General features: G+C 59.1%; 19 protein-coding genes and 2 pseudogenes. 11 read left to right on the top strand and 10 right to left on the bottom strand.

The genetic code is table 11. The features are described 5' to 3' along the window. Positions 1–105: 105 nt before the first annotated feature. Entirely contained in the window at positions 106–252 is a 147-nt protein-coding gene (locus J3489_RS10320) for a hypothetical protein (protein ID WP_206997631.1), read from the bottom strand. Between the two features lie 625 nt (positions 253–877). Then, positions 878–2,050, bottom strand: coding sequence for a TIGR03118 family protein (locus J3489_RS10315; RefSeq protein WP_206997630.1), 1,173 nt, complete (start codon positions 2,048–2,050; stop codon positions 878–880). A 366-nt stretch (positions 2,051–2,416) separates the two neighbouring features. Between J3489_RS10315 and J3489_RS10310 the strand changes: the two are divergent. Together J3489_RS10310 and J3489_RS10305 are read left to right on the top strand one after the other, a co-directional pair. Next, positions 2,417–2,605, top strand: a pseudogene (locus J3489_RS10310) (IS30 family transposase); the annotation flags it as partial. A gap of 382 nt (positions 2,606–2,987) precedes the next feature. Further along, positions 2,988–3,170, top strand: coding sequence for a TIR domain-containing protein (locus J3489_RS10305; RefSeq protein WP_309491355.1), 183 nt, complete (start codon positions 2,988–2,990; stop codon positions 3,168–3,170). A gap of 255 nt (positions 3,171–3,425) precedes the next feature. On the opposite strand, the gene J3489_RS10300 is transcribed toward J3489_RS10305, so the two are convergent. Further along, positions 3,426–4,220: an SDR family NAD(P)-dependent oxidoreductase gene (locus J3489_RS10300; protein ID WP_206997629.1), complete on the bottom strand. Its 795-nt coding sequence runs from the start codon at positions 4,218–4,220 to the stop codon at positions 3,426–3,428. Positions 4,221–4,479: 259 nt separating this feature from the next. On the opposite strand from J3489_RS10300, the gene J3489_RS10295 reads away from it, so the two are divergent. Next, on the top strand, positions 4,480–4,656 hold the full coding sequence (locus J3489_RS10295) for a hypothetical protein (RefSeq protein WP_206997628.1): 177 nt from the start codon (positions 4,480–4,482) through the stop codon (positions 4,654–4,656). A 292-nt stretch (positions 4,657–4,948) separates the two neighbouring features. Here the strand turns inward: J3489_RS10295 and J3489_RS10290 are convergent, their stop codons facing one another. The 3 genes from J3489_RS10290 to J3489_RS10280 form a co-directional block, all read right to left on the bottom strand. Further along, positions 4,949–5,629 (bottom strand): glutathione S-transferase family protein, encoded by a 681-nt coding sequence (locus J3489_RS10290; RefSeq protein ID WP_206997627.1) that lies wholly within the window; start codon positions 5,627–5,629, stop codon positions 4,949–4,951. A gap of 74 nt (positions 5,630–5,703) precedes the next feature. Beyond that, on the bottom strand, positions 5,704–6,390 hold the full coding sequence (locus tag J3489_RS10285) for a glutathione binding-like protein (RefSeq protein WP_206998023.1): 687 nt from the start codon (positions 6,388–6,390) through the stop codon (positions 5,704–5,706). A gap of 342 nt (positions 6,391–6,732) precedes the next feature. Beyond that, a complete protein-coding gene (locus J3489_RS10280) occupies positions 6,733–8,040 on the bottom strand; it encodes an alkene reductase (RefSeq protein ID WP_242539924.1) in 1,308 nt (435 codons plus the stop codon). Between J3489_RS10280 and J3489_RS10275 the strand changes: the two genes are divergently transcribed. The 6 genes from J3489_RS10275 (at position 7,928) to J3489_RS10250 (ending at position 13,746) form a co-directional block, all read left to right on the top strand. Next, entirely contained in the window at positions 7,928–8,815 is an 888-nt protein-coding gene (locus tag J3489_RS10275; protein WP_206997625.1) for a LysR family transcriptional regulator, read from the top strand. The two genes, J3489_RS10280 and J3489_RS10275, sit on opposite strands and share 113 nt — an antisense overlap. Positions 8,816–9,412: 597 nt before the next feature. After that, on the top strand, positions 9,413–10,882 hold the full coding sequence (locus J3489_RS10270; RefSeq protein WP_206997624.1) for an aldehyde dehydrogenase family protein: 1,470 nt from the start codon (positions 9,413–9,415) through the stop codon (positions 10,880–10,882). A 159-nt stretch (positions 10,883–11,041) separates the two neighbouring features. After that, positions 11,042–11,797 carry an SDR family NAD(P)-dependent oxidoreductase gene (locus J3489_RS10265; protein WP_206997623.1) on the top strand — a complete coding sequence of 252 codons (756 nt, stop codon included), beginning with the start codon at positions 11,042–11,044 and terminating at the stop codon, positions 11,795–11,797. Between the two features lie 163 nt (positions 11,798–11,960). After that, the gene (locus J3489_RS10260) at positions 11,961–12,518 is read left to right on the top strand and encodes a cytochrome b (RefSeq protein WP_206998021.1); all 558 of its coding nucleotides are present in this window, start codon (positions 11,961–11,963) and stop codon (positions 12,516–12,518) included. Positions 12,519–12,556: 38 nt separating this feature from the next. Next, positions 12,557–13,126: a YceI family protein gene (locus tag J3489_RS10255; RefSeq protein WP_206997622.1), complete on the top strand. Its 570-nt coding sequence runs from the start codon at positions 12,557–12,559 to the stop codon at positions 13,124–13,126. A gap of 38 nt (positions 13,127–13,164) precedes the next feature. Further along, the gene (locus J3489_RS10250; RefSeq protein ID WP_206998019.1) at positions 13,165–13,746 is read left to right on the top strand and encodes a YceI family protein; all 582 of its coding nucleotides are present in this window, start codon (positions 13,165–13,167) and stop codon (positions 13,744–13,746) included. A gap of 203 nt (positions 13,747–13,949) precedes the next feature. On the opposite strand, the gene J3489_RS10245 is transcribed toward J3489_RS10250, so the two are convergent. The 3 genes from J3489_RS10245 to J3489_RS10235 all read right to left on the bottom strand — a co-directional run bounded on the left by J3489_RS10245 (position 13,950) and on the right by J3489_RS10235 (position 15,078). Further along, entirely contained in the window at positions 13,950–14,396 is a 447-nt protein-coding gene (locus J3489_RS10245) for a hypothetical protein (RefSeq protein ID WP_206997621.1), read from the bottom strand. A 155-nt stretch (positions 14,397–14,551) separates the two neighbouring features. Continuing rightward, a complete protein-coding gene (locus tag J3489_RS10240; protein ID WP_206997620.1) occupies positions 14,552–14,758 on the bottom strand; it encodes a hypothetical protein in 207 nt (68 codons plus the stop codon). A 38-nt stretch (positions 14,759–14,796) separates the two neighbouring features. Continuing rightward, positions 14,797–15,078: a hypothetical protein gene (locus J3489_RS10235; protein ID WP_242539922.1), complete on the bottom strand. Its 282-nt coding sequence runs from the start codon at positions 15,076–15,078 to the stop codon at positions 14,797–14,799. A gap of 396 nt (positions 15,079–15,474) precedes the next feature. Between J3489_RS10235 and J3489_RS38785 the strand changes: the two genes are divergently transcribed. Beyond that, the gene (locus J3489_RS38785) at positions 15,475–16,128 is read left to right on the top strand and encodes a TetR/AcrR family transcriptional regulator (RefSeq protein ID WP_206997619.1); all 654 of its coding nucleotides are present in this window, start codon (positions 15,475–15,477) and stop codon (positions 16,126–16,128) included. A gap of 54 nt (positions 16,129–16,182) precedes the next feature. Here J3489_RS38785 and J3489_RS38780 read toward each other — a convergent pair. Beyond that, a pseudogene (locus J3489_RS38780) lies at positions 16,183–16,383 on the bottom strand (aspartate 1-decarboxylase); the annotation flags it as partial. Between the two features lie 982 nt (positions 16,384–17,365). Between J3489_RS38780 and J3489_RS10220 the strand changes: the two are divergent. Then, on the top strand, positions 17,366–18,226 hold the full coding sequence (locus tag J3489_RS10220) for a MurR/RpiR family transcriptional regulator (RefSeq protein WP_206997618.1): 861 nt from the start codon (positions 17,366–17,368) through the stop codon (positions 18,224–18,226). Positions 18,227–18,243 lie beyond the last annotated feature (17 nt).

Raw genomic sequence — 18,243 nt, 5'->3', positions numbered from 1 at the left:
TTCGTGCCCGTCGATGACCAGTCATGGGCCGTGCCGGGCTACGCGAACTCTTATGAGCCGTACTCTTACGAGCCTTGGTACTGGGGGCCGGTCGGGTTCGGCGGGTCATTCGTTTTCTTTGACGAATTCCACCGCCACCACCACCATCACCATCACTTCGACCACGACTTCGATCACGATCGCTTCGACCACGATCGCTTCGGCCAACATCTGAATCACATCGTAGGCACGCCTTCGGGGTTCCGTGATCATCCGGGGCGCGGCGTAGACATGCCGTCCAGCGTCCCCCCCGCTCAACGGTCGCACAGCGTAGCCATGCCGCCAAGCGTCTCCGCTCAACCGGGGCACATGGTAGCGATGCCGCCAAGCGTCCCCGCTCAAGCGCGGCAGGTGGTAGGAATGCCGCCAAGCGTCCCCGCTCAAGCGCCGCACGTGGTAGTGATGCCGTCCGGCGTGCCCGCGCAAGCGGGGCACATGTCGACCGGCGGATATGGTGGCGGCGAAGGCGGACATGTTTCGAGTGGCGGCGGTGGTCGTATGGGAGGCGGCGCAGGCGGACATGCCTCGAGTGGCGGAGGTGGTCGTATGGGGAGCGGCGCAGGTGGACACTTCGTGGGAGGAGGCTTTGGCGGCGGTATGCACGGGCATTGATCGAGCTGGAGACCACCACATAATCCCTCGAACATCGGATCCTCCCCCGGACGAGGCCGCGGTCTCCGGTGAGTACGACGATCAAAGTGGGGGAGGTCTACGCTCATCTTGTCGGCGATGTTCGTGAGGGGCACCTCCAGCCCCATCGCGCTGCACGCTTGCCACTTCCTGACGGTGACGAGGTCACCGCCAGGAAGCTGCGCAGGGAGCCACGCGCGATTTTCGGCTATTGGCTGTGCTCTTTTGCCTTCGAGACGCTCGTCGGTGCTATGGTACCGAACAGTCCATTGGTCTCCTGGTTAGGACCCGCCGAGAAGTACAGCGTGTCCGAGCTCGAGTGGCTGCCGCCACCTCGCGTCAGGGTCCACAAGCCGTCGATAGCCAGTGGATTGCCGTACGGGTCCTCCAGCTGATCAACGAACGTGCCGTCATCGTTGAAGACATTGATTCGGCCATTGCCGAAGTTGCCAATCAAGATCTTGCCGCTGAAGCGGCCGAACGCAAACGATGCCCGCGTCATTCCCCAAGGCGAGTTGAGCGCCCCTCGGCTGGCGAAGCGGCGCAGCAGGTGGCCGTCTGTATCGAATACATCGACGAATCCATGACCGTTGCCAGCAACGTCGTCGTGCTTCTGAGCGTTCTGCAGCGCATAGGTGACGAAAAGGTCGCCATCGATGTTCGCGATACCAAACGGCGCGTATCCGGCTGGAATTTGTGGATCGATGAAGCCGCCGTCTGTCGTCGCGGGCGTGAACAAGCCGTTCGCACCGTTCGGGCCGAATACATCAAGCCGACCCGCGCGAAAGTTCGTTGCAAACAGGAATACTCCGTTCGCGTTCACACCGAAGACAAGACCCTTGTAGACGGCGCCGCTGGCGGCGGAGGGATTGGACGAGTTATCGACCGCGATCACGGCGTTGGTTGCCGGATTCAACCCACCGGCCCAAGCGGAAATCGTACCGTCCTCGGTCGCGAAGATGAATACGGCCGGGATCTTGGTACCTGGCACGAGAAACGTCGGCGAGGAATTCCACACCATTCCGGTCGGCGCCGCAGGCGTGGGATTCGTGTTGGGAAAGACGGGGTGACACGCGCTGGCCGGTATGACATTGCCTGGCAGCGGGATGGAAACCTGCAGCGGCACCTTTGTCCCCTCGCCGTCATACAGCGTGGCGCAGCCGGTAGCATTGTCGTTGATCCAGAATGGACTTGCTGCCGGACTAAAGGCAATACCCCACGCGTTCTGTAGTACCGTGTCGACCTTCGGAGCAGCGCCCGCCAAGTTGGACACGAGTGGTGTGACGACGTAAGCATCATCGTCAGCGGCATGCCCGATTGTGAATCCGGCGGCGAGAATGAGCACGGCCGCCGCTTTGAGACCCCAAGAGACCTGAGACATGACTGCCCTCCCTACGCTGCCTGGTGAGAAATTGCTCCGCGAGTTAGCGCCAATGAGGTTAAACGACGGCTGTAGCTCAAATATTCCCGCTGTAATTCAAAAATTCCCATTGCCAGCCGGTCGAATGGCGCAGTTGGACCGCGGCCCTACGACTTGATTCATAGATCAGGACGTGCTTTAAGCAAGTTTCTTTGAGTGAGTCACGATAAATTCACGGCACTGTCATAGAACTCGAGCGGTGAATTTCCCGGCGCCGCCCGGCCGTTCAGTTCGGTCGCACAAAGTAAGGCTATCCCCAGCAACCGTGTACCAATTCGGCGCTGAGTTTGGATACCTTGGCGCCCAACAGACAGCCAGAAAACGTTAATGTGGGAACGCTGGCGGAACGGCGAATCGCTTCAGAAGATCGCCCAGCTGTTTGACCGGAATCACTCGTCGGTACAGCGGATTCTGGCGGAAACAGGCGGAAGACAACCGGCACGACGACTCCGCTCCGGACTTGCGTTGACGCTTGCCGAGCGAGAGGAAATATCGCGCTCAGTGGTTGCTGGTAATCAACATATAAAACCTGATCTAGGGTGATGAATTAAGTCGTTGATTTACATTGAATTGTTATCTTTGGCAACTTTGGGCGGAACAATAAAATTCGACTGGCGCCCATTGGGCTCGCCGCCAGTAATGACAAACGAAATCTGATCCGATGTAGGTCGCAGCCGCGATCAACATAGCGGCGGAATGAGCGCCACCCCATTGGTAAAACCGGGGTTGTGCCGAGCCGCCCAAACTAGAAGAGTGAATGTCTGTCGGATGTTGCCGGTAAATCGCAGGCAGCTACGAAGGGCATTATGTTCCATTTTTTCGACCAGCATGAACTGGCACCATAGCGCGCCCGCGAGGTGAGTGTCAGCCTGGAGAACGAGATTGCGGTACCTGCGTCGTGGTATTGGTCGGAACGAACACGGCGAATAGAAAGTGGATCAACTACGAGATCGTCAAGGCCTGGGACGACGGCCTGGGGGTCGTGGGAATCCATATTCATGGCCTGAAGGATTCGGCGCAGACGATCTCCACCAAGGGCAGTAATCCGTTCGACTACATCGGCTACGGCAACACCGGCTAGGCCGCTTGGCCTGTCGCCCGCAGAGACCCGAGAACGACTGCCATACCGAGCGTCGATTCCCGGGGCACATTCAGCGAATGGCGGCTTGCACAGTGCGGAGCCGCCAGCCACTACGTGCGCCACAGACATACAGGTCTCGTTGATTGCCACTGAGCGGCGCGTGCGTGACTCAAAGACTGTCAGACTTGCCACAGCACATTCGCGCTTGCGCAGTCTCAGTAGCTCGCATATTCGTTCGACAGGCTGACGATATCCTCAGGCGATCGTTTCGACGACGCCGCCATCCACGCGCAATGCCGCGCCCGTCGTCGCCGATGCTTGCTGCGAGCAGACATAGACGATCATGTTCGCCACTTCATCCACGCTCGCGGCGCGTTGAATGATGGACGAGCCGCGATGCGTGCGCACGAACGCGGCAGCCACTTCTTCGACGGTCTTCCCTGTCGCGGCGACTTCACCCTTGAGCATGTCAGCGACGCCGTCGGATAGCGTCGGCCCGGGCAGCACCGAATTGACCGTCACGCCGGTTCCGGCGAGCCGCTTGGCGAGGCCACGGGCCACCGCCAGTTGCGCGGTTTTCGTCATGCCGTAGTGAACCATATCGGACGGAATATTCAAGCTCGACTCCGACGAAACGAACACGATGCGTCCCCAGCCCTGCTGCGCCATCGCGGGGGCGTAAGCGCGTGCGAGGCGCACGCCCGACATCACGTTTGTTTCGAAGAAACGCATCCATTCCGAGTCCGGGATCTCGAAGAAGTCCTGCAACTGAAACACGCCGAGGTTGTTCACGAGGATATCCACCTTCGGGAACGCCTCTACCAGCGCGCCGCTGCCAGCGGCCGTCGAAAGATCACCGACGAAACCCTGCACGTCGGCGCCGGGCGCGATCGACCGGACGGCAGCTTCTGCCACACGCACGTGTTCGGCGTGGCGACTGCTGACAATGACCGCCGCTCCGGAGGCGGCGAGGCCTTTGGCCGTGGCGAGACCGATGCCCGCGGCCGAGCCGGTTACGAGCGCAAGTTTTCCTGTGAGATCGATATGCATTGTTGCTCCTGGCAGTGGAGGCCCGTGCCCGTGCCGCGTCAGCAGAGGCGATGTACGGACGCAGCAGGTGGGGATCGGGGGAGGAGAAAGTGTACTGCGGAAGTTGGTGCCTCGCTCCATCAAACCAAATTTATCAACCGTACCAGACGGCGAAGTACATAAAGCGTCTGCACGAGCTTTCCCGTGGCACATGTGCCATGGACCATCGAGGTATCCGGGGAACCCGGCTTTTTTATCCAACCAGTAATGGAGTGATGTCGTGAAGAAATTGACCGTTGCAGGTTTGGCTACGATGTTCTTGTCGGTCGGTAGGATTGCGCTCGCACAGGATCAGGGCACGATGTCCAACGACGACATGGCCAAGCACGCCATGGACAAGGATGCGATGTTGGACGACACGATGCGCTGTCCCTATTCGGCGAAGGGACAGGGGTGACTGGCGGTCGCGAGAACCCGGGCTATCGCTTCGACGGACGCACGCCTCCAACGTATCGGCCGGCAACGGTCATGCGCCAGAATTCGGCGGCTGGGGTTCTCTGTCCGCTATGTGAGCCGATTTTCGGGAAGGCATCAATCTCGAGCGAGTGGATGACTTCCTCCGCTTAGATGTCCCTCTATCCCGCGCGCTGGGGGTGAACCACTCGCGCAGCTGGCCTTGGAAGGACGGTTGCGCGGTCGGATGGGGAGTGCTTTCCCGCTCGACGGGCGGGCACGCGGATAAAAGTGACTTACTTATGCAGGTCGCCCACGCCCACGGTCGCCTTGATGAAGCCTTCGAACTGCTTCTCCGGCGGGAACGGCTCGGGAATGGCGACGCCCTTCTGGACCGCCGGCCGCGCCAGCACCCGCTCCAGCCAAGCCTTGAGATTAGGGTTCTCCGCGAGGGGAAGGTCGGCCGTGAACGGGACGTTCGCGGCGAACCGAATCCAGGGCAGGAAGGCGATATCGGCGATGCTGAATTCGTCGCCGGCGAAATAGGGCTGGCCTTCGAGACGCTTGTTCAACACGCCATAGATGCGGCTGACTTCCTTGAAGTAGCGGTTCGTCACCTCCGGCGCCTTGTTCTGCCATGGACCACGGAACACGACCAACTGCCCGATCATCGGCCCGAGCGATGACATCTGGTTGAACAGCATTTCGATGGCCTTGATGCGCGCCTTGGGGTTCTTCGGCAGGAGCTTGCCTGTCTTCTCCGCCAGATAGAACAGGATGGCGCCGGACTCGGTCACCACCACGTCGTCGTCGACCAGCACCGGGATCTTCTGGTTCGGGTTCAGCGCCGTGAATTCCGGCGTCATCTGTTCACCGCCGAGGAAGACGCGGCGAACCTTGTATAGCAGTCCCAGCTCCTCAAGGGCGATGGAAACCTTCAGGCCGTTGGGCGTGGCGTCGGTGTAAACTTCGATCAAGGTCTTACTCCTGTGGGGTGGTGGAAAGTTACGACGTGCGCATCCAAGCCGGCTGCGCGCACGCCAACCGGTGGTCAGCTCGCCGCCCTGGCGATTTCACGTTCAGCCCGCCGCACCGGCTGCGGCGCCTGCGGATTCATTTCTTTCGCGATCGCGTAGGCACGCTCGGTCGCCGGGCGCGATGCGACCGCCTCCAGCCAGCGCTCCAGCGCCGGGTAGGTGTCGAGGCTGAGGCCGAAGAGGTTGTACGGAGCCGCCCAGGCATATGTCGCGATGTCGGCGATCGAATAGGCATCACCGGCGAGCCATTCCCGGCCTTCGAGCCGCTTGTTGAGCACGCCGAATAGACGCTCGGTCTCCTTCGTGTAGCGCTCGATGCCGAAGGGATGCTTCTCGGCGTTGCGAAGGAAGAAGATGAGCTGGCCGGGCATCGGCCCGAGCCCTGCCACCTGCCAGAACAGCCACTGATTCACCTCGACGCGGCCGCGGAGGTCCTTCGGTAAGAGCTGCCCAGTCTTCTCGGCCGGATATTGAAGGATCGCGCCGGACTCGAAGATGCTGATCGGCTTGCCGCAATCGACTGGGTTGTGATCCACGATCGCCGGCATCTTGTTGTTCGGAGCGATCTCAAGGAACGCCGGCTCGAACTGCTCATTCTTGACCAGGTTGACCGGCACTAGCTTGTAGGCTAAGCCGGTTTCCTCAAGGAACATCGTGATCTTGTGCCCATTCGGCGTGGTCCAGTAGTGCAGGTCAATCATCATTTTCTCCGTCAGATTCAGAAATTGACGGCGTCCAGGTCACTCCGACTGCCCATCGCTGATCACGCCCGATTGCCAGCATCGAGGCACAGGACATACTGGATGTTGTCCACGCGATCCAAGCGCGCGGCGATCCGTCTATCAGACTACTTCGAACGTACCGGTAGAGAAGTCTGCGGAGATAGTTATTTTCCCTTCGTTGAGAATCCACGGTCTGATTTGGCTTGCAATCGTGGGAACGATTGACCGCTAGTAATCTTGCTCCCCATTTTGGGTTCCTAATTTGTTGCCCCACAAGTGCCGCCGTTACGCCAGCTTCGCTGACCGTTCGCCTAGATAGCGTCAGTCTGCCGGAGCGTAGTCGACGTATCCTTGCGCGCCGCCTTGATAGAACGTTTCGACCATTGGCGACGTCAGCGGTAGATCACGCTCCATTCGCCGCACGAAGTCGGGATTGCCGATGAAGGGCTTGCCAAACGAAATCAGATCCGCTGCGCCCCTCTCGATCTCGGCGGCACCCGAGGCCTTGTCGAATCCCAGGTTGGCGATGAGCGTTCCCTCGTAGCGCTCGCGATAGTAGCCAACCGTGTCTTGCAACGTTGCAATAGGGGAGTCGCTCAAGTCGCCTGCGGCACGAACGACATGTAGATAGGCCAGTGACAGACGATTGAGCCCGTTGATAAGGTGGTCATACGTTTCGACGGTTGCCTCAGTCGAGCGAAAGCCACCCTGACTCAAAGTGGGACTGATCTTTAGCCCCACCCGTCCCGGCCCCCAAGCGGAAATCAGGGCTTCAAGGATCTCGATGACGATACGGCAGCGCTTCTCGGCGTTGCCGCCGTAACCATCTTCGCGTCTGTTCAGTTCGCTGTTCAGAAACTGCGGAAGAAGGTAAGTGGTCGCGCAGTGCAGTTCGACGCCATCGAAGCCAGCATCACGAGCATGGATCCCCGCTGCGCGGTAATCGGCGATCGTTCGTCGAATGTCGTCCAACGTCATCGCGCGGGGCGTTACGGTGTCCTTGAACCCCTCCGGTGTGAATGCGCGCAGACCTGGATTGATCGCTGATGGAGCGAGCGGCGGTTGTCCGTTGAAGAAAGCAGGGTGCGAGACGGCACCCGAATGAGCGAGCTGGGCGAAGATAGCACCGCCCTGCTGGTGAACAGCGTCAGTGACCTTGCGCCAGCCATCGACCTGCGCGGGCGTGAATATCCCTGGCACATTGATGAAACCCATCGCATCGCGACTGACCCACGTGCCCTCAGTCAGGATCAGGCCGGCACTCGCGCGTTGCCGGTAGTACTCGACTTGAAGTTCGTTTGGAACCTGTCCCGGGTTTGTCGTGCGTCCTCGCGTCATGGAGGCCATGACGATGCGATTCTTGAGATCAATCTGACCAAATTTGAAGGGAGTGAAGAGAGTCACGGCGTGCAGTCCTATCTCGCTGACTGTTAGAAATTTGACCAGATGCCATTCTTCACTTATACGAATTTTGGCGGTAGTATGAAAACGTGTATTTGTTAAATACGGTTTTTGTATGAATGACAGATTCACCGCCATGCGGATTTTCGTCCGCGTCGCTCGCAACGGCAGCTTCTCGAGTGCCGCTCGGGAGTTGGGCATGACGCAGCCGACGGCATCGCGGATCATAGCGGCGCTCGAAGAGCAAGTGGGCGTGGTCCTGCTCTTACGCAGCACCCGGGCCGTGACGCTCACCGAGGCCGGCGCTGACTACCTCGCTCGCTCCGAGATGATTCTCGCGGCTCTTGACGAGGCGGATCACGCCGCGCGCGGCACTGGCGAATTGCGGGGCACGTTGCGGGTGGCGACATCTCCCACCTTTGCAAGCAGGAGCATCATGCCCCGACTCTCGCGCTTCACCGACCAACATCCGAAGCTGTGCATCGAGTTCGCGTTGAACGATGCGAGGCATGACCTCATTGGAGATTCGGTTGACGTCGCGGTGCGTATCGGAACGTTGAGCGACAGCACCGCAGTTGCCCGCAAGATTGGGACGGTCCGCCGTGTTATCGTCGCATCCCCGTCCTACCTTTCCAAGGCAGGGACGCCGCTCACCCCTTCCGATCTGGCGGATCACACGATGATCGTCGGACCGGCGGGCCAAAGTTCCGAAGGCTGGTCATTCCATAAAAACGGCAAGACAAAGTCAGTCCGGATTCAAGGGCGCTTCATCATCAATGCGACCGAGGCGGCTAACGCAGCTGCAATTGCAGGACTCGGTATCTGCTCAACCGGAGAAAGAAGCGTTCAGGCCGAGTTGCAATCGGGGACCCTCGTCCGGCTTCTACCAGACTGGGAGATCGGTTCATCGGATATCAACGTGATTCTGCCCGCAGGTCGCGCCGCAACGACCGCGGCGCGCGCATTTGCAGACTTCATCGCTGCGCAGTTTCACGAAGGCTAGAGCGACTCCGACGCTCCACCGTCCGGGTCACGTGACGGATGCGTGATGCCAGCGATCATCAGGCGAAGCAACTGGACACGTGCACTGACAGCGCAGACACGGACTGACGCGGCACGTACGGCAGCGAGGCACAGACTCGCCATTCGCTGAGGTTCAGCCCAAATGGTTTCGTGCCTTCGCGAACGCGTTTCCTATCCTGCTTCGGGCGCGTGTCAACAGGAAGGGAATCGCCTGCTCGAGCTCTTGTGGTCGCTTGGGAGTCTTCATGATTTTTGGTGTGTCGAGGGTTTACGTGAGTTCTTGTATTTGAAAAATCAAATATACTCCGCTTGCATAGTGTTTGAATAATCAAATAACTCGGCTGGTCAGACGAACCCGGGTAGCTGGCCTCAGCCTGATATGGGCAAGGCGTCACACGTTGAACCGGAGCAGATTGATGAGAATCATGTATTCGGTCGATTACCCGTTTGAACGCATGAGAGGCATCTTGGCGGTTCGAAACGTGCGCGATCAGCAAGCCCGGCCGCGTAAAGATTGGACGGGAAAACGCGCGACGTCTTTTCTGTTTTGAATGATGCGAGGAACAGGAGGAATCGGATGTCCGTAACCGAGTTGGCGCCCGCAGACATGTGGCGCAACAAAATCTACAGCGGCGGCTGGAAAGCCGCCGGCGCCGGTACGATCCCGGTGACCGAGAAGGCGACCGGCGAGGAAATGGGATCGATTGGTTGTGCGTCGGCCGCCGACGTATCCGCCGCCGCCGCCATCGCGACTGATGCGCAACGCGCGTGGGCCGCGACGCCGGGGCCTCAGCGAGGCGATGTTTTGCGCGAGGTCGTTCGTTTGCTGCAGGTCCACGGAGACGAGATCGCCCGTCAGATCATTCGCGAGACCGGGTCGATACGGCCGAAGGGGCAGCTTGAGGTGAAGCTGGCGGTCCGGGAGATTCTCGAAGCTGCGGCGTTGGCCAGCCAGCCAACGGGCTTCATCACGACAAGCGACATGAAGGGGCGGCACAGCGAGGCGCGGAGAATTCCGATGGGCGTGGTCGGCGTCATTACCCCGTGGAATTCCCCGTTCATACTCGCGGCGCGAGCCATCGCACCGGCGCTGGCCACCGGCAATGCGGTGTTGCTCAAACCCGATCCTCAATCGTCGATCAGTGGGGGCGTCCTGTATGCGCGGCTGTTCGAGGCCGCGGGGCTGCCCGAGGGGCTGTTCCATGTTCTTCCCGGCGGCGCGGAGACAGGCGATGCGCTGGTCCGGGATCCGCTCGTCAATATGATCAGCTTCACGGGATCCACGCGAGTCGGGCAACAGATCGGCGCCGTAGCGGGTGGGTTGCTCAAGCGCGCGAACCTCGAGCTCGGCGGGAAGAATCCCTACATCGTGCTTGACGACGTCGATGTCGAAGCGGCGGCGAGCGCGGGCGCGTGGGGATCGTTTTTGCATCAGGGCCAAGTCTGCATGGCCGCTGGCCGGCACCTCGTACAAGAAAGCATTGCCGACGCGTACCTTGAAAGCCTCGTCCGGCGAACCAAGGCGCTAACGGTCGGTGATCCTTTCAAGGGCGATTTCCACCTTGGCCCTATCGTCAACGAACGGCAGGCCGCCAACGTCGATCGCATCGTTGCAGACTCGGCAAGCAAGGGCGCGAGGATTCTCGCCGGCGGCTCGCGCGACGGGCTGTTCTTCAAGCCGACTGTCATGGTGGACGTCGCACCTGGCATGGCTGCATTCGACGAAGAGATCTTCGGTCCCGTCGCCGCGGTAACCGTGTTCAAGGACGATGACGAAGCGGTTTCGTTGGCTAATCAAAACCGGTACGGGCTGGTAGCGGCAGTCGCCTCTTCCGATTTGCGCCGGGCCCAGCGGATTGCAGACCGACTTCACGCCGGCATCATCCACATCAACGACCAGACAGTCATGCACGAGGTGTTCGGGCCGATGGGCGGTTTAGGCTTGTCCGGCAATGGGCATAACTACAGCACGCTGACCAACGCCGACCAGTTCACGGAATGGCAGTGGGTGACGAGCCGCGAACACCTTCCTGTCTACCCATTCTGAAAAAGGGTGGAGCCGGACTCCCTCGCTGCATACGGTCAGGGATCCGGCGTCGCCCGGTAGCTATGGCGAGCAGGTGGACACGACCCAGTGACGGATGATGTCATGATCAGCTCCCTCCACCGATGGCCCCAAAATCCTGATTTTAGTAAGGACTACGTCATGAATAAAGTCGCTTTGATCACGGGTGCAGCGCGAGGTATCGGCCAGGCGTTTGCGCAAAGACTTGCCCAAGACGGTTTCACTGTTGCTCTCCTCGACCGTCTCGACTGCCAGGCCACTGCGAAGCTCGTCCACGAAGCCGGATCGGAAGCACATATTTTCCGCGCCGAGCTCAGCGAGAAGGCAGAAATAGACCGTGTAGTGGCGGAGGTGCTCAGTCAATTCGGCGCCGTCGACGTGCTGGTCAATAACGCCGGGATTCTCCCCAACAAATCCTTCGATGAAGTTACCATGGAAGACTATCGATTGCTAATGTCCATTAACCTGGATGCGCCATTCTGGCTGGCACATGCACTCGTGGGAAATATGCGCAAAAAAGGATGGGGGCGCATCATTAACATCACGTCCAATACGTTCGGCGCGCCGATAAGGGATTTCACCCATTACATTGCCAGCAAGATGGGGTTGATCGGCTTGACGCGCGCATTGGCAAGCGAGCTGGGTGTCTCCGGCATCACGGTCAATGCCGTGGCGCCTGGATTGACGAGAACACCCTGGATGCTCGAGCCCGGACGCAAGGGTCCGGGCGGGATGAGCTACGAGGAGGAGTCGAAACTCATTGTTTCCATGCAGTCCATCCCGCGCGCGCAAACGCCGGAGGATCTGGCCGGAATCGTTTCGTTCCTGTCTTCGAAGGATGCTGACTTCATCACGGGCCAAACCATTGTTGTTGATGGAGGATTGGTTCGCGTTTAGTGCAGAGGCACCCGCACAAGACGTTTTCAAGTCGTCACCGGCAGTTGCACAGAGGCGATTGCTACGAATCGCTTCGTGTGCAACAGCGAAGCTCGCATGATCGATGCGCGACAGCTCAAAGGACTTGCATTTCGGCGGATCGCTTTACAACGGTATGGAGTCAATGGAATTTCCTTTTGCAGAAAACCGTTCAGGCTACAACGGTGTCGCCGTGCTATTTCATTGGCTGATCGCGTTGTTTATGCTCTGCGGCTTCTATCTCGGCTGGGTTATGACCGACATCCCAGGCTTCACTCCGACGAAGCTCAGGTACGTGTCGTGGCACAAGTGGATCGGCGTTACCGTGTTTGCGCTCGCGTTGCTTCGCCTCCTGTGGCGCGCAATGCACGGAACACCGCCGATGCCCGCCGCGATGCCGAAATGGCAAAGGGCCGCCGCGCACGCAACGCACTCGCTGCTCTATGCGCTGATGCTCGTCGTACCCGTTACAGGCTACTTGTTCAGTTCGGCAGCGGGCGTGCAAGTCATCTATCTCGGCATACTGCCGCTGCCGACCATCATCGGCCCTGACCAGGCGCTAAAGGCGCTGCTGCGCACAACGCATCTTGCGCTGAACTACACGCTGCTCGTCCTGTTTGCCACGCACGTGCTGGCGGCACTCAAACATCATTTTGTGGAACGTGACGGGCTTCTCGCACGCATGATTCCTTTCCTTAAATGAGAGCGCCATCTCAGCGCGCGTTCACTCTGGATCTTCGAATGACTTTCGGAAATAGCTCTTCTCGCCGGCTTCTGGCGAGTGCCGCGGCCGTTCTGTTCGCAGTCGCCTTGCCCGGATTCGCGCAAGTCGACGCAAGCAAGAGCACGGTTATCGCTACGTTGAAGCAAATGAACGTGCCGGTCGACGGTGCGTTCAAGAAGTTCACCGCGCAAGTGGCGTTCGACCCCGCGAAGCCCACTGCGGGCAGCACGAACCTGTCGGTCGATATGAGCAGCTACGACCTCGGCGACGCTGAGTACAACAAGCAGGTGCGCGACAAGGAATGGTTTGACAGCGCGACGTTGCCGAAAGCGACGTTTGTCTCGACGGCCATCTCGCCCGCCGGCGGCAACCAGTACAAAGTGACCGGCAAGCTGACGATCAAGGGCAAATCGCAGGTCGTCACGGTACCCGTCGCGATCACGCAGCAGGGTGCGACGCAGACGTTCGACGGTTCACTTCCGATCAAGCGCACGCTGTACGACATCGGCACGGGCGAATGGAAAGACACCTCAGTCGTGGCGGACGACGTCGTCATCAAGTTTCACATCGTTGCCGCGCAGCACTGAAGGCGTGCGAGGCACACTCGTCAATCAAGGAGAGCAGCGTGAAGAAGCAACTATTGATCGTAGCGGGGGCGCTGGTCGCGGGTGTGTCGTCTGCTGCCGTGGCGGCCGCCGAGACGTACCAACTCGATCCGACTCACACCTACCCAAGCTTCGAAGCGGATCACTTCGGCGGGATTTCAGTGTGGCGAGGCAAGTTCAAGAAGTCGAGCGGCATGGTGACGCTTGACCGTGCCGCGAAGACGGGCATGGTCAACGTGACGATCGATACTGCGTCGATCGACACGGGCAATGACATACTCGACAAGCGCCTGCAGACCCCGGAGTTTTTCGACGCATCAAAATACCCGACGGCGACTTACGCGGGCACAAGAATTCGCTTCGACGGCGACACGCCTGTCGAAGTGATTGGAACGCTGACAATGCACGGTGTTACCAAGCCGCTGAATTTGAAGATTGAATCGTTCAAATGCTTCATGAATCCGCTCCTCAAGCGCGAAGTGTGCGGGACTGAGTCGACGGCCACGTTCGACCGAGCCGACTTCGGGATGGACTCGGGCAAATCATACGGATTTGGTATGAAGACCGTACTGCATATCCAGACGGAAGGTGTTAAACAATAAAACCACTTATTGCGGCAACCGGCGTGCTGACTTAAGGCGGGTAGGAGGCCGTCGGTTTGCCCAATTCTGTTCCCGCTCGGCTGCCGACGCCCGACGGGCGGCCGTCCGGGTGGGAACAAAATTGTGCATACCGACGGGGAGAGGCAAGGCGCCAGGAAGAAGGACCGTGTGTGCACTGAATACACGACTGCATCGGTGACGCGTCACGGACCGCAGAAAATGGCCGTTAGCAAGAGAGGGACGACTTCGTGAATGACAGCGCTGCTGCCGGCCTGGCGAGCGTGTGCTTCTACTGAGTCGGCGGCGCCGATTACTACCGCCCCATAGGCTGAGTTCGTAATAGGCTGACCATCTCCGCGTTTGAAAAGTGCGTCTCCGTGTTCATACCCGAGGACGGCGAATACGCGAAATCCAAATGCCGTCAAGTTGCCGACTTGCGCCGGCCGAAATGCGTTGACTGAGTTCGCTTCGACGCGCATTGGTTTCGGATCGATATACCGATCCTTTAGCAGCGGGGCGATGAACGCATGTGCGTTCGATCTACAGTCGAGTTGCGGATCGAGCGCGTAGGCAAAGGACGAGATCGGCAGCAGACCGGGGGCGACCGCAGCAAGCACCGTTGCCCAGGCATAGATTGCAAAAACCTTCATCAGCCTCTCCGCTTAACCGAGCTTGTTCCCCAGTGTGGGCAAACACAATCTGGCACCAGTATGTCCTGTACCCGTTTCAATTTCATGGCCAGCGGCCAGATGAGCATTCCGGGTGCGAGCGAGGGCCTACTTAGAAGTGCTCTCGCGCTATTTCTTCAAGATGACGAAGACTCCGCGCGTAGGTCACCCCGACGCCGAGGTTTATCGGACCCGTCGGCATTCGCCAATGCCGATTCCAATGCCTGAACAAATCGCTGAAATGCATCCAGGGTGCCATGGACACTTCGGTACTCGGTGCGACCGATTTTGCCGTCAAGTACTACTAGCATTCCAGCATCCCCTGCTAATTTCAGGATGTTCATTGCGTTCTCCTCAGATTGCATGACTATCGCCCCATTGCTCACGCCGCAAGCGGGTAAGTGCGCATCGCCGGCACATTCGCCTTTGCCGGGAACACGTTCCAGGAGCCGTCATCGTGCCGGAAAAAGACGATGGTCAAACCTCCGTCAGCCAGCACCGCGCCGATGCGCACGTAGCGCCTTCGATCCGTTCGTGTGCGACTGAACTCCATCACGCGTATCGTCACCACCGCAGAAGGGCCAAACCACTTGCCGACCAGCGTTCGCAAGCACTTCTCGCCGGAACCCATCTCGCTCTCCTTTGACTGCCGCGCGACCACCATGCCTCGCCACCTCGTGGCTAGAACATCGCAAGGTCTTGTCGGTTACCTTACCGACAAATATAGGTTAGAAAACCTATAAGTCAACAACGAAGTTTGGGTCGTCCGGGTAAACGATGTTGACCGTGAAAGCCGTATTTCATTGGAGGTTTGTCGTGTCGGTGCCTGGAAATTATCGGTTATTCAACCTATACTTAAGTACGGTTTGGCAACCTATTGCGTTGCGCGCTTCCGGAGGCAGCGGTAGCATCCGCGCAGCCGCAAATCGCGATGTCCAAGAGGTTCCGACCTGCAACGTTGACTGTTGTCCCACAGGGCAAGCGCGACCCCACGGTCCGCCGCCGGACGCTAACTTTGCGCTGAACTGCGAGACAGGCAGCGCCTCAGAACGGAGTGCACGTGAAAAAACTGACCCTCACTTCCGCAGCGATATTTGATCCGCAAGCCGCAGCATCGGTGAGACGGCGTGGCAATCGGGAGAGCCGGGTGCCCGAGATCATCGATGTATCGATTAACGTGCTAATTGCGGCGGGTTACGCAGGGTACACGATCAACCGCGTGGCTAACGATGCGGGCATTCGTCTGAGCACGTTGCAGCACTATTTTTCGACCCGCGAAGCACTTTTGCGCGCGACAATCGAGGAAATCGCAAGACGGTATTTCGAGCGCTTTCGAGCGTTTGTCGAAAACAAAAGCCGATCCCCGCAGGCACGGCTCGAAGCACTCATCGACGACGCTTTCGCCGAGTTTGTCAGACCTGGAATGCCCGCGGGGATCCTCGAAAGTTGGGGATTGGCGCTGCATGAGTCCTTCGCGCGCGATGTCGTTGTAGAGGTACAGAAACGGTTCACAGCACTCTTTGGAAAGCTCGTCGGAGAAATCAACCCAGCTCTATCGATGGAAGAGCGCGAATTACGAGGTGCTTTGATCGTGTCCAGCTGTCAGGGCCTGGTTATTTTCCTTCGCTGGAGTGAAGACGACGCTTCGCGAATGAATGCCTTCCGAAGGGCTATCAAAGTCGTATGGACTGGCCTCGGCAAAGCTGACGAATGAGCAAGCGGCGGCAGGGTTTTGTCGCCGTAAGGTGCGTGGAGGAACTGCAGTTGCTTTGCCGAGCATTGCTTTTGTTGGCATCGCCAGCACCAACGTATTGTTCCAGATGTCTATCCGCTCGTTCTCGACGATGTTCGCCGCTTCGAGCAGGTCTTCGTCGATCGCGCACGAGCCTTCGTAGTGCAGTTTGCAGTGCGTGACTGCGGCACGGTGATCAGCGCATCTGGCGACGAGTTCGCTGATGCTAGATTGCATAGCACCTGGTGCTCCCATCCGTGCGTGGATTCGCGGACCAACTGGATGCACAGGCATCGCGATCGGAGAATCTCTAGCACGAACAGCATTTCAGCTTCGGGCGCGCCTGCATATTTACCGGGCCACTTGGTGACAAACCATGCCCGGCTGTCATTATGAAGAGTAGAAGAGTCCCATTGCCGCAGCGGATCTTTGGGCATAATTGTCCTCTGGAGACTGATCTTGCTGCACCGCGCACTTGCCACGGGTCGCCAAAGGGTCCGGGAGGCGTCCCGGGGCGTCTATCTCGCATGTTAGTAAATGCTATCGAGCATGTGCGGTATCTTGCCCACAGCCATCGTAAGCAAGTCGAGGTCCGCAGGTTCACGAGGCGGCGGTTGTTTCGGTCTGTCGGCCATCAATTCTCCTAGCGTATATACGTAGCATCCTACGACACTGTATCCCCGTACCCAGGCCGTTCGAGCACACGAGGGCCTGCGTTGTCACGTGTGACAAGGCAGCGGCGACTACGTCCCGCTTGGGGTGGTTTGGGAGAAATCCCATAAAATCAAAGGTGTGGAGGAAAAATCGCCAGGCCAGAAATCGATTGCTAGCGTCGTTTCATAGGCCAGTTTTGTTTGCGATGCTGCGAGTTAAGCTTTTGATATTGCGATGGTCTCACTCGACAGAGTTCCAACTCTCAAAGACCTGTCGGCCTTTGTAAATATTGCAACGGCGAAACAGACACCGTCGACGCGGTGTGTCGTTGTCGAGCTAAGTCTGGTCTACGCGCTTTCGAATCAATAGGTTACGACGAAAAGAGTGGTCTGGGTCGACGACTCTCCTTTGTGCTGGGCCAATTTTATTTGCGAGAAACGGCGGGAACAGATTTGTTTGCGAGAGGACAGGTTTCGTTTGCGAGCCACCATTGCCTGGCCGCGGCCGGTCGCGGCACATGGGCGGTGATAACATTTGTTGTCAAAATCCACTTGCGATTCACCCCATGCCCGAGAGCTTCGATCAGCTTGCCTCCCTGATCCGCGCGCAGTTTTCCGAAATGAGCCCGCAGTTCCAGGCGGGCGCAGCCTTCTTGCTCGACCATCCCGACGAAATCGCCGTGTCGTCGATGCGCAAGATCGCCGAGCGCGCGCTGGTGCAACCGGCGGCGCTCGTGCGGCTGTCCCAGCAACTCGGCTTTCCCGGCTGGAACGAACTGCGCGAATTGTTCGTCGCGCGCGTGCGTACGCGGCCCGAGGCCTTGACCGACCGCGCGCGCTCACTCGTCAAATCGCCCGTCAAGGAGGCGCTCGCGCACGACCTGCTCGCGGCGCAGCAGCTCAATCTCGAAGTCACCGGCGCGCGCAACGCGCGCTTGATCATCGACGCCGCGAAGCTGTTGCGCAAGGCAACGCACGTCCATGTCGCCGGATTTCGTTCGTGCTATCCCGTGGCGTTCGGGTTCGTCTACGGCTACCGGCTGTTTCGTTCATCCGTGTCGCTGCTGACGGGCGAAGCAGGCACGCTCGAAATGCAATTGCGCGGCATCGAGAAAAACAGTGCCACGGTAGTCGTGGGCTTTGCACCCTATTCGGTCGAATCGGCGCGCGTCGCGGCCGCAGCCCAGGAGCGCGGCAGTCAGCTCGTGGCGATCACCGATAGCGCCGTGGCTCCGATCGCGCTCAATGCCGACAAGGTGCTGATCTTCTCGCACGAAAGTCCATCGTTCTTTCCGTCGCTCGTGGCCGCGTCGGCGATTGCGGAATCGCTCGTCGCGCACTTGCTCGCGCTCGAAGGGGACGAGGCCGTCGCGGCGCTCGAGAAAGCGGAAACCGAGCTGCATGGAAAGGGCGCGTACGTGCCTTGAAGGCGGGGGGGCAACCT

The sequence above is a fragment of the Trinickia mobilis genome (assembly GCF_017315705.1).
Lineage (GTDB): Bacteria > Pseudomonadota > Gammaproteobacteria > Burkholderiales > Burkholderiaceae > Trinickia_A > Trinickia_A mobilis.
The sequence above is the reverse complement of the archived record's forward strand: the minus strand, read 5'-3'. Positions and strand labels throughout refer to the sequence as shown.